The organism is Vibrio sp. 10N.261.51.C6, assembly GCF_041471785.1.
In the GTDB taxonomy this organism is placed as follows: domain Bacteria; phylum Pseudomonadota; class Gammaproteobacteria; order Enterobacterales; family Vibrionaceae; genus Vibrio; species Vibrio crassostreae_C.
Genome location: NZ_JBFRPB010000035.1, coordinates 16,651 through 28,594 on the forward strand (window position 1 = coordinate 16,651; position 11,944 = coordinate 28,594).

General features: G+C 44.3%; 9 protein-coding genes. 5 read left to right on the forward strand and 4 right to left on the reverse strand.

Going from position 1 to position 11,944, the window contains the following annotated elements; translation table 11 throughout:
* Positions 1-325: 325 nt before the first annotated feature.
* Together nhaB and dsbB are read left to right on the forward strand one after the other, a co-directional pair.
* Positions 326-1,918: a Na(+)/H(+) antiporter NhaB gene (gene nhaB / locus AB4375_RS09900; protein WP_017069185.1), complete on the forward strand. Its 1,593-nt coding sequence runs from the start codon at positions 326-328 to the stop codon at positions 1,916-1,918.
* A gap of 171 nt (positions 1,919-2,089) precedes the next feature.
* Complete coding sequence (gene dsbB, locus AB4375_RS09905; RefSeq protein ID WP_102394342.1) at positions 2,090-2,599, forward strand: disulfide bond formation protein DsbB; 510 nt, start codon at positions 2,090-2,092, stop codon at positions 2,597-2,599.
* Positions 2,600-2,726: 127 nt separating this feature from the next.
* On the opposite strand, the gene AB4375_RS09910 is transcribed toward dsbB, so the two are convergent.
* The gene (locus AB4375_RS09910) at positions 2,727-3,347 is read right to left on the reverse strand and encodes a YecA family protein (RefSeq protein WP_372051472.1); all 621 of its coding nucleotides are present in this window, start codon (positions 3,345-3,347) and stop codon (positions 2,727-2,729) included.
* 175 nt (positions 3,348-3,522) lie between these two features.
* On the opposite strand from AB4375_RS09910, the gene dusC reads away from it, so the two are divergent.
* On the forward strand, positions 3,523-4,479 hold the full coding sequence (gene dusC / locus AB4375_RS09915) for a tRNA dihydrouridine(16) synthase DusC (protein WP_017069187.1): 957 nt from the start codon (positions 3,523-3,525) through the stop codon (positions 4,477-4,479).
* Between the two features lie 144 nt (positions 4,480-4,623).
* Here dusC and AB4375_RS09920 read toward each other — a convergent pair whose 3' ends face one another.
* From AB4375_RS09920 to yfbV, 3 genes are all read right to left on the reverse strand, one after another.
* Complete coding sequence (locus tag AB4375_RS09920; protein WP_017069188.1) at positions 4,624-6,090, reverse strand: sensor domain-containing diguanylate cyclase; 1,467 nt, start codon at positions 6,088-6,090, stop codon at positions 4,624-4,626.
* 251 nt (positions 6,091-6,341) lie between these two features.
* Positions 6,342-7,307, reverse strand: coding sequence for an ABC transporter substrate-binding protein (locus AB4375_RS09925; protein ID WP_017062167.1), 966 nt, complete (start codon positions 7,305-7,307; stop codon positions 6,342-6,344).
* Positions 7,308-7,609: 302 nt separating this feature from the next.
* Positions 7,610-8,062 carry a terminus macrodomain insulation protein YfbV gene (gene yfbV / locus AB4375_RS09930; protein ID WP_004734015.1) on the reverse strand — a complete coding sequence of 151 codons (453 nt, stop codon included), beginning with the start codon at positions 8,060-8,062 and terminating at the stop codon, positions 7,610-7,612.
* A 341-nt stretch (positions 8,063-8,403) separates the two neighbouring features.
* On the opposite strand from yfbV, the gene AB4375_RS09935 reads away from it, so the two are divergent.
* Both AB4375_RS09935 and pta read left to right on the forward strand, forming a co-directional pair.
* On the forward strand, positions 8,404-9,600 hold the full coding sequence (locus AB4375_RS09935; RefSeq protein WP_017062169.1) for an acetate kinase: 1,197 nt from the start codon (positions 8,404-8,406) through the stop codon (positions 9,598-9,600).
* A gap of 147 nt (positions 9,601-9,747) precedes the next feature.
* Positions 9,748-11,913: a phosphate acetyltransferase gene (gene pta, locus AB4375_RS09940; RefSeq protein WP_017069189.1), complete on the forward strand. Its 2,166-nt coding sequence runs from the start codon at positions 9,748-9,750 to the stop codon at positions 11,911-11,913.
* Positions 11,914-11,944 lie beyond the last annotated feature (31 nt).

Below are 11,944 nucleotides of genomic sequence, written 5' to 3' on the forward strand. Positions count from 1 at the left end.
GCTGAAATATTGATTCTAGTCGGTTTTTATCACATTTTAAGTGGTATGCTTGCGCTACTTTGATCGCGTTTCTCAACAAAAAAGAGGTATTTTTAGGGCTACAGGGCTTTTCCTGTTGACTAAATGTTATCTAAGAGTAAAGTTGCGCTCAAAAATAAGCAGTGCTTGAGTTTCTAAGGGAGTGACTTGGCAAGACCACAGAACATTACATGGAATGTAGTTTTTCTAAGTCACTGTTAGTCATAGTTTTTAACAATTTCTATAGCTCGATTCTCAAAATGTTGTATTGCTTGTCTATTCATAATCAACATAAAAGAGTATTAACATGCCGATGTCTCTCGGAAACGCTTTTATCAAGAACTTCCTTGGTAAAGCTCCTGATTGGTATAAACTTGCCATCATTTCCTTTTTAATCATCAACCCGTTTGTTTTCTTCCTAGTTGACCCATTTGTTGCGGGCTGGCTATTGGTGGTTGAGTTTATTTTCACTCTAGCTATGGCTCTCAAATGCTACCCACTTCAACCGGGTGGTCTATTAGCTATTCAAGCAGTCGCCATTGGCATGACCAAACCAGAAATGGTTTATCACGAGCTGCAAGCAAACCTTCCTGTATTACTCTTGCTCGTATTCATGGTTGCTGGCATTTACTTCATGAAAGAACTGCTTTTGTTCATTTTCACGAAGATCTTGCTTGGCATCCAATCTAAAATTTTACTCTCCGTTGCCTTCTGTGTTGCTGCCGCTTTCTTATCAGCATTCCTAGATGCACTAACAGTAATCGCCGTAGTTATTAGCGTTGCGGTCGGCTTCTACTCTATCTACCACAAGGTTGCATCAGGCAAGGGCACAACGTCTTCGCACGATCATACTCATGATGAAGAGATCTCAGAGCTAACTCGTGATGACCTAGAAAACTACCGTGCTTTCCTACGTTCACTGCTAATGCACGCTGGTGTGGGTACAGCACTGGGTGGTGTAATGACCATGGTAGGAGAACCACAAAACTTGGTAATTGCTAAGCAAGCAGGTTGGGAGTTCGGTGAATTTATCATCCGTATGCTGCCAGTAACACTACCTGTTTTCTTCTGCGGTATTTTAACTTGTACACTTGTCGAGAAATTCAAAGTGTTTGGTTACGGTGCTCAACTACCAATGAATGTTCGCCAAATCTTAGTTGAGTTTGACAACAAAGAACGTGCAAACCGCACAAAGCAAGACGTAGCAAAACTATGGGTTCAAAGTGCAATCGCAGTTTGGCTTATCGTCGGCCTTGCACTTCACGTTGCTGAAGTAGGTTTGATTGGCCTGTCTGTGATCATCTTAGCTACAGCATTTACGGGTGTTATTGAAGAACACTCTATGGGTAAAGCCTTTGAAGAAGCGCTGCCATTTACTGCACTTCTTGCCGTTTTCTTCGCTGTTGTTGCTGTGATCATCGACCAAGCTCTATTTAAGCCAGTCATCGATGCAGTACTTCACGTTGAAGATAAAGGCGCACAGCTCGCACTCTTCTATATTGCCAACGGTATTTTATCGATGGTTTCAGATAACGTGTTCGTCGGTACGGTTTACATTAACGAAGTGAAAACTGCACTGGTTGAAGGCATCATCACTCGTGATCAGTTCGACCTACTTGCTGTTGCTATCAACACTGGTACTAACCTACCTTCTGTTGCAACGCCAAACGGCCAGGCTGCATTCCTATTCCTATTAACATCAGCACTTGCTCCGTTAATTAGATTGTCTTACGGTCGCATGGTTATCATGGCGTTGCCATACACCATCGTATTGGCACTGGTTGGCCTAGCAGGCATTGTGTTCTTCGTAGAGCCTATGACAGCATGGTTCTACGACGCAGGTTGGATCATTCAACGCACTGGTGAAGTCGTTGCTCCAGTTATCTCTGGTGGTCACTAAGCTAAACACTGTGTCGCAAACCAAAATAACTATAACTATAACTATAACTATAACTATAACTAACTAATCAAAAATATTAGTTGATTAGGAAACTTATCCAAGATAAAAAGCTCTGAGTAATCAGGGCTTTTTTATTTTATAGACGGGATTAAATTCGTGAACTTTTTAGCAATGATCAAAGACTTCTCTAAGGGACGTTTATCTTGGCTTTTACTGCTGGCTTTTATTGTCTTTTTTGAAGCGTGCGCTCTCTTCTTCCAACACGTGATGATGCTTGGTCCTTGCGTGATGTGTATCTATGAGCGCGTTGCTATGCTCGCTATCGGTGTTGCCGCCATGATTGGTGCGATTGCCCCGAATAACCCAATATCACGCTGGTTAGGCCTTGCTAGCTGGGGATTTGGCGCATACAAAGGTTTGATGCTTGCTTTAGAGCACGTCGATTACCAGTTCAATCCGTCCCCTTTCGCAACCTGCGACTTATTCGTAACCTTCCCTAGCTGGGCGCCTTTAAACCAATGGGCTCCGTGGATGTTTGAGGCTTACGGCGATTGCAGCAAGGTTGTGTGGCAGTTCTTCGATCTTTCTATGCCTCAGTGGCTAGTAATTATCTTTGCAGGTAACTTGGTTGCTTTCGGTATTGTGGTTATTTCTCAATTTGTGAAGTCGAAAAACGACTAACAGTAAGCCGTTGACACTTGGACAACAAAAAAGTCGACCACGAGGTCGACTTTTTTATTACTTAAGCTTTTGAACATATTAAGAGAGTCTGTTATTCACACAAACTAAGTTGCTCAACAAGCCGTGATTAGCTGCTTTTACCGCAGCATTGTTTAAACTTCTTGCCGCTTTCACAAGGGCAAAGGTCGTTTCGACCGATGTCTTTAAACGGGTTCACGCTCTGGGACTTATTGCCCAACATAGCTTCATCCGCTGCCATTGCCACTTCTGAGATCATCAGATCGACTTGACCCACTAAATCGGCAAACGATGGTGGGTTAGTAAGCCCTGCAGCGATCATTTGTTGTTGAGTTTGCTCTTCATCAATCGCAAGCATCAAGGTGGTTAAGAGCGCTTGCAACATGCGCAGAGTACCATCCGCGACTGTCACGCTCTGCCACTGCTCTTCCACTGTTGGCCAAACCATCATGAAGCCTTCAGAAAAATCAGCGAACTGTTCGTTAAAGTCACCTTCAGCCAGTACGTCTGTTAATAGGTATTCATTACGCTGAATCAGGTTGTGCTGGCGATTAATCTGTTCTGTCACCGTTTTTACCAGCTCTTTACCCGCTTCAGGCGCAACGATAACCAGCCACTCTTCTGGATCGAGTGGTTTGGTCGCTAAGTTAGAGGCAAGGATTGCACCTTCCATAAACTGCGGAGTAATGTCAGTGATTGATTCTGGTAGGCTTAATAATTGATATGTCATGAAAGCTCTGGATATTGGGCATTTTCGATATTATAACGCCATCCTCCCAAAGATGTCGCTATTAAGAGACGAAACCATCATTAAGACATGCACCACACTCATAGTGACAATTCTGTAAGCACACCGTACAATCACGCCTCGAATTTTTCGGTTCATTCAGTTTTGGTAAAGCAACATGCGCGTAATACTTGGCCCTATGGAGGGCGTTCTAGACCACCTAATGCGTGAAATTCTCACAGAGATTAATGATTACGATCTCTGTGTGACAGAGTTTGTGCGCGTCGTAGATCAACTTCTTCCCCCGCATGTGTTCCACCGTATTTGCCCTGAGCTACATCAAGGCTCTCAGACCATGGCTGGTGTGCCAATCCATCTCCAACTTCTAGGGCAACACCCAAATTGGATGGCCGAGAATGCTTTTCAAGCTGCTAGCTTAGGCGCGAAAGGGATCGATCTTAATTTTGGTTGCCCAGCAAAAGCGGTCAACAAAAGTAATGGTGGCGCTTCATTGCTAAAAGAGCCAGAGCTCATCTATCAAGTGGTGAACGCCTGTCGAGAAGCGGTACCGGCACACATTCCTGTGTCCGCAAAGATTCGATTAGGTTGGGAGCATCCGGAAGAGTGCTTTGAAATCGTCGATGCAATCGAACAAGCCAAAGCTGACGAACTCACCGTGCATGCAAGAACCAAAGTTGGCGGCTATAAAGCCAGCGAAATCAAATGGGACTTCATCAATCAAATAAGAGAAAAAACATCTCTGCCGTTGATTGCTAATGGGGAGATCTGGAACTATCAAGATGGTCAAGATTGCATAGAAGCAACAGGCGTCGATTCATTAATGGTCTGCCGTGGTGCTTTCAATATTCCAAACCTTGGTAACGTCGTTAAGCACAACCACCAGAAAATGCCGTGGGATAAAGTCATTGAACTTTTGCTGCGCTATTCAGAGTTTCAAATTAAAGGGGACAAAGGCATGTACTACCCCAATAGAGTGAAGCAGTGGTTTGTTTATCTAAGTAAAGGCTACCCTGAAGCGAACGAACTGTTTAAAGAAATTCGTACTTTCAAAAAGGCGCCACCGATTGTAGAACGCCTTCAGCGTTATCAAGAAGAACGCCGCCAACCTGTTTAAGATTACGTTTAGGGTTAAATACCCAACGCTACAAACGTGTTTACCGGTGCAAATAAGCTTTGCTTGGTAGACACGTTCGCTCTTCCCTCTTTCATTTTCATTTTCATTTTCATTTTCATACAAAGCATCGATTCAATAACGTGGTTAAAATTTAAGACGGTCTTTGCCCGTCGTCTTAGCCACGTACAGCTTTTCATCGGCGTACTTAAATATCTCATCGAAGTTAAGTTTACTTTGCTCAGTTTCAACAATGCAGACACCGCCAGAAACCGTAAATCCATTTGGAATAATGTCGGCTGAAGTGGAACAAATCGCATTCTTCACTCGCTCTAATGTTCTCATCAAAGTTTCACGATCTTCGCCTTTCATATAAACGACAAACTCTTCACCGCCAAACCGTGCTGCAACGTCACTGCTTCGAATACTGTTGCTGATCTGACGCGACATATAACGAATCACATCATCCCCCTTATCGTGGCCGTAGGTGTCGTTAATTGACTTAAAATCATCAATATCGAAGACGGTTAATGCAAACAGTTGATCGTGCTCTACACTGCGCCAGAACGCTTCTAAGCCACGACGATTCAATAACCCTGTCATAGGGTCTTTGGCTGCGAGATCTTTGAAGTAACCACGTTCAATATTGGAATTGACGTAGAAGAAGATGGTTACTGAGAACAGATACACAATGATGGCAACAATAAGGCTGTCTTTCTCGTAGACGAAAAAGTGCTCAACCTCTTTCGCGATGTCTAATTTGTAATACATCGCATGGTGAGACGAGACACCATCCAGTTTGATCTCGTGATAAAAAGCCGCAGAATCTACCGGAGTCGCTAAAGTGGTATCAATGATATCGATCCGACCTGCAAGATGCTCATTCGAGTTTGCGAGCAGCTTGTCAGCATTAATATCCACCGACAGCATCCCTTGGTGAACGCCTTTATGGAATACAGGGATCGTCATACTGATTATACGGTCAAGGGAATCAAAACGATAACCAGGGCCTGAAAGGGTAAGTTGGTCAGGGTTGTTGGCTGTTTTCTGCCAATAAGGACGACTCTTTATGGTCGAGAGTAACTCTTTGCTCAGCCCTTTGGCAAAACCTTCAGGTGAAGAGATCACATAGCCGCTCGTATCAATAAAGTGCACGCCGGCATGGTATTCATCAAGCTGGGATAAAAATGAAAGAATAGGAGCTAACGCTATTTTTTCTGACGCGCTCTTATAACTATCACTGCTTTCAGAACAAAGAGACTCTTGACCAATTAGCATATAGTCGATATCGACAGAGGGAATGTCTGAGGTTTTACCGTCGGCAAGTAGCAATACATCAATAGGCCAGATTTGGCAAAGACCATCCACAACATGTTTGTTGTGATCAAGAAAGAGAGGGTTTCCTGATTTATAATAGTTGGAGAAGCTGTAGTCTAGGGCTGTCGCCACTTTTGTGGTTCTTTTGAACACATCTTCAATACGATGAAACTCACTACTGATATCTTTTTCTACCGCGTCAAAATGATTCTTTCCTATTAGGCCAAGTAACATCGCGGCGATCACAGCGGGAAACCCGAAAACAAAGGTTAGGCTAAAGTGCCTATTTACTTTCATATAATGTGCTCTTAGCGTTCAGCTATTTTCATTTTCCCCATTAATATTATTACATTAATCGGCAATTCGCTCGACGTAAAATAATGTAAATTGATATTAACGACACACCTAACGGTCAAATAACCGCTTACAAATGAATAAAATAGAGAAGCGCCAACATATAGAGCAGGTGAGTTTGTTATCTGAGCCCATTTCAATGCTGTTAATAATATGACTTATGGCCTATTAGCTCACCTAACACCAAACTCAATTCACCGGCTAATGACCGCACGCTCAATCACAGATTGAGGCACTGTCACGCCAAGCTCACGAGCAGCATCTAGGTTGACCACCAGCTGAGAGCTCTGCGCAGTTTTGACACTCAACTTCCCGGGCTTCTGTCCTTCCAGAATGGCTGCGACATAATCCGCGGTCTGAACCCCAACATCATAATAATCTAGACCTAAACCAGCAATCGCTCCCTTTCCGACATAAGATGTGGCGCCTGCGACGACTGGCGTATCTGCGTGGTTAGCCGCTTTGATAAGACCCTCCATGCCGCTTGCAACCGTATTATCGGTCAAGGCATAGATAACATCGGACTTCTTAGCAATGGATTCTGCTTTTGCTTCGACATCGTCAACAGTCAGCGCTTTTTCGGTGTGAAGTGTATAACCGAAATCTCGAGTTGCCTTTCTCAATAACCCAACTAACGCAACGGCATTTGCTTCTGCTGGGTTGTAAACTACACCGATTGAATTAGCTTCAGGGAGCAGTTCTTTGATTAATGACACATGCTGAGTGATCGGAGATAAGTCAGAAAGCCCCGTGACATTACGCCCCGGCTTTTCTAATTGTTTAACGAGCCTAGCGCCGATAGGATCCGTAACCGCGGTAAACACGATAGGAATCGAGCGAGTCGCCGACACTAAGGCTTGTGAAGTCGGTGTCGCGATACCAACAAGTACATGTGGATTTTCACTGACGAGCTCTCTGGCAATCTTGGCTGCCTGAGCCGGGTTACCATTCGCCATTTCATAGGAGAATTCTAAGTTCTTACCGGGTTCATAACCATTGGCTCTCAATCCTTCAAGAAGCCCTAAACGTGTCGCATTCAGATCTGGATGGTCAACAACTTGTGAAACCGACACTTTGGCAACGTTTGCCATTGCATTGCCAGTCCATAGCAACATCAAGCAACTTAAAACCGCTGCCAATACCTTTCTTACAGAACTCATTATCGCTCCCTGAATCAAGCTCTACCCGTCATTACTCGCTCAAAGAGAACAACATCAAAATCACTATTGACATTATTACCAGTAACCATTGATAACTTGAAGTGATATTTAACAAAAATACAACAAGGCTCGAGTTATGTGAGAAAGGTTATATTGACTTCGGAGGAAGGTAAGAAACCAAGTGAATAAGGACAGGTAAGCTAAACGGAAAGTAAGCGAGGTAACAAAAAGAGGAGCAAATCTGAGAACAAGCTATAGAAGATGAATAGTTGTTCTCAGACAAGAGGGAGAGCTGGGATTCTTTAGAACCAACGCTCCATTGAGGATTTATCTAACTGACGAAAGGCACGATTTAAAATGATTGCCAACTCTTTGTAACGAGGGCGTGGTTTCATTGGTTCCAATGCAAAACCTGTTTCGCTGATCTTCTCGTGCAACTCTCGATACCAAGAAACCAATGCTGGCGGTAATTGAGTGTTCGAACGGTTACCTAACCACCACATGCCTTGAAGCGGCAAGCTGATCGCAAACAACGCCATAACCACAGCTTGCGGCATCGCATTATAATTGTTGAAGACCATTTGTGTCAGAATACTAATAGCAGCTATCGCTGGCATCACTTTCACACCAAAACGCGTGGCTTTAATGATGCGCTGTTCAGGGAAGATAGCGTTTAACTCTTTTCGAACAGGCCAGAGATCCATGTACTTTTGGCCATCTTTTAAACTACTAGCTAAACCAACTCTATTGCTCATATGAGTCTCCCATTAAAAAAAAGTTGAAATCATCAACTAAAAACACAAAAATTTGACGAAAAATAATATTCTTTCAAATTTTTTTGTTATATTTGCACAATATCGCTATTATTTGCAGACCTCAATCTCATTGTTGCCCTTATTTACAATTTAAGCAACTTTGAGAAGACTTCTGCAAGGAATGCACAAGCCTCTTTTTGATAAAGAGCGCTTTCACTTTATACGGAAATTAACGTTTTTTTGACCAAGGTTAGTACGCAAGCTACCGTGCTTCGTCTATTCTTGAGATTAATTTTCATCCTTAACTGATTTCGATCAGAAAAATTAACAGGTAGTCATTAATGTCTAAGCTAGTTTTAGTTTTAAACTGTGGTAGTTCTTCTCTTAAATTCGCTGTTGTTGATGCAGAAACAGGTGCAGAGCACCTAACTGGTCTTGCTGAGTGTCTAGGTCTTCCAGAAGCTCGTATGAAGTGGAAACTTGATGGCAAGCATGAAGCACAACTAGGCGCGGGCGCAGCTCACGTAGAAGCACTATCTTTCATGGTAGAAACTATTCTTGCTTCTAAGCCTGAGCTTAAAGCTAACCTTGGCGCTATCGGTCACCGTATCGTACACGGTGGCGAGCAGTTCACTTCTTCTGCACTTATCACTGATGAAGTTCTTAAGGGTATTCAAGACGCTGCGACTTTCGCACCTCTTCACAACCCTGCTCACCTTATCGGTATCGAAGCGGCTCAACAGAACTTCCCTGGTCTACAAAACGTTGCTGTTTTTGACACTGCGTTCCACCAAACAATGCCTTCTGAGTCTTACCTATACGCTCTACCGTACAACCTGTACAAAGAGCACGGCATCCGTCGTTACGGCATGCACGGTACTTCTCACCTATTCATCACTCGTGAAGTTGCAGGCCTACTAAACAAGCCAGTTGAAGAAGTTAACATCATCAACTGTCACCTAGGTAACGGCGCTTCTGTATGTGCAATCAAGAACGGTAAATCTGTAGACACTTCTATGGGTCTTACTCCTCTTGAAGGTCTTGTAATGGGTACTCGTTGTGGTGACCTAGACCCTGCAATCATCTTCCACCTACACGACGCACTTGGTTACTCTGTTGAAGAAATCAACAACATGCTAACTAAAGAGTCTGGTCTTGCTGGTCTAACTGAAGTGACTTCTGACTGTCGTTTCGTTGAAGACAACTACGGTGAGAAAGAAGAAGCAACTCGTGCAATGGACGTGTTCTGTCACCGTCTAGCTAAGTACGTAGCTGGTTACACTGCAACTCTAGAAGGTCGTCTAGACGCAATCACTTTCACTGGCGGCATCGGCGAGAACTCAGGCCCAATCCGTGAAATGGTTCTTAACCGCCTAGGCATCTTCGGTATCGAAGTTGACGGTGAAGCTAACCTTAAAGCTCGTTTCGGCGGCGAAGGTACTATCACTACAGCTAACAGCCGTATCCCTGCAATGGTTATCTCTACTAACGAAGAGCTAGTAATTGCTGAAGACACTGCGAAACTAGCAGGTCTTTAATTGATTTTCCTGACTAGCTTCATTCGAAGCTAGTCAGTTTTTCATATCAAGAAAATGGGGCTCAACTTCTATTCCTACCCCAATTTAAATATCGGTGGGAATAGCAGTTGAGCTTTTTTTATTTCCAATAGTCAAAGGTGTTCGTCAATGTCACGTACTATTATGCTTATCCCTACAAGCGCTGGTGTTGGTCTTACTAGTGTTAGCATGGGTGTTCTTCGCGCTATGGAGCGTAAGGGCGTAAGTGTTTCTTTCTACAAGCCAATCGCTCAGCCTCGCAGCGGTGGTAACCAACCAGATCTAACGTCTACTATCATCAGCGCAAACAGCGACATTAAGATTGGTGAGCCAATCGCAATGACTAAAGCTGAAGCTTTGATCGGTAGCGAAAAAATGGACGAGCTTCTTGAGTCTGTTGTTGAGCAATACAACAAGATCAACAAAGACGCAGAAGTTACGCTAATCGAAGGTCTAGTACCTACTCGTAAGCACCCATTTGCTAACCAAGTGAACGCGGAAATCGCAAAAACACTTGGCGCGGAGATCGTATTCGTTGCGACTCCTGGTACTGACAACCCTACGCAGCTTAAAGAGCGTATAGAAGTAGCATGTTCTAACTTCGGCGGTACTAAGAACAAAAACATCAAAGGCGTAATCATCAACAAGCTTAACGCTCCTGTTGATGAGGCTGGCCGTACTCGCCCTGACCTATCTGAAATCTTTGATGATGCAGACAGCGCTCAGCAAGCGAACCTTGAAGTAATGCAAATCTTCAACTCTAGCCCTATCCGTGTTCTTGGCTGCGTGCCATGGAGCATCGATCTAATCGCAACTCGTGCGGTTGATATGGCTAAGCACCTTAACGCTGAAATCGTTAACGAAGGTGAAATCTCAACTCGTCGTATTAAGAGCATCACTTTCTGTGCACGTTCTCTACCGCACATGATTGAGCACTTCAAACCAGGCTCACTGCTAGTAACTTCTGCAGACCGTCCTGACGTTATCGTTGCTGCGGCTCTTGCTGCGAAAAACGGTGTTGAGATTGGCGCAATCCTGCTTACTGGCGGTTACGACATTCCAGAAAGCATTGCTAACCTTTGTGCACCAGCATTCGCTTCAGGTCTACCGATCTTCAAGGCTCAAGGTAACACTTGGCAGACATCTCTAAACCTACAGAGCTTCAACCTAGAAGTTCCAGCAGACGATAAAGAGCGTATCGAGTTCGTTAACGATCACGTTGCAAGCCACATTGATGGCCCTTGGATTGATTCTCTATCTGAAGGTACTCAAGGCATCCGTCGTCTAAGCCCACCAGCATTCCGTTACCAGCTAACTGAATTTGCTCGTAAAGCGGCTAAGCGCATCGTTCTTCCTGAAGGTGATGAGCCACGTACAGTTAAAGCTGCGGCTATCTGTGCTGAGCGCGGTATCGCAACGTGTGTACTTCTAGGTAACCCTGAAGAAATCCGTCGCGTTGCAGCGCAGCAAGGTGTTGAGCTTGGCGCTGGCGTTGAGATCATCGATTCTGCATCAGTTCGCGAAAACTACGTAGCTCGTCTAGTAGAACTTCGTGGCGCTAAAGGTATGACTGAAGTTGTTGCTCGTGAGAAGCTAGAAGATTCAGTATTCCTAGGTACTATGATGCTTGAAGCTGGCGAAGTTGACGGCCTAGTTTCTGGTGCTGTTCACACAACGGCGAACACTATCGTTCCTCCGTTCCAGATCATCAAGACTGCTCCTGATGCTTCTATCGTATCTTCGATCTTCTTCATGCTTCTGCCTGATCAAGTTCTTGTATACGGTGACTGTGCGATCAACCCAGATCCAACAGCTGAACAGCTTGCTGAAATCGCTATCCAATCTGCAGATTCTGCTGCGGCATTCGGTATCGACCCACGCGTTGCTATGATCTCTTACTCTACTGGTGAATCTGGTAAGGGTGCAGACGTAGATAAAGTACGTGAAGCAACGAAACTTGCTCAAGAGAAGCGTCCTGATCTAGTGATCGACGGTCCTCTACAGTACGATGCAGCAATCATGGAAAACGTAGCCGCTTCTAAAGCGCCTAACTCTCCAGTTGCAGGTAAAGCGACAGTATTCGTATTCCCAGACTTAAACACGGGTAACACGACTTACAAAGCTGTACAGCGTTCAGCAGATCTAGTATCTATCGGTCCAATGCTTCAAGGTATGCGCAAGCCAGTAAATGACTTGTCTCGTGGCGCTCTAGTAGACGATATCGTTTACACAGTAGCTCTAACGGCTATCCAAGCAGACCAAGCTGCACAAGCTGAAGAAAAAGTAATTAACTAATTTTTCTTTTGTAAAATCGAGTAGGAGGAGG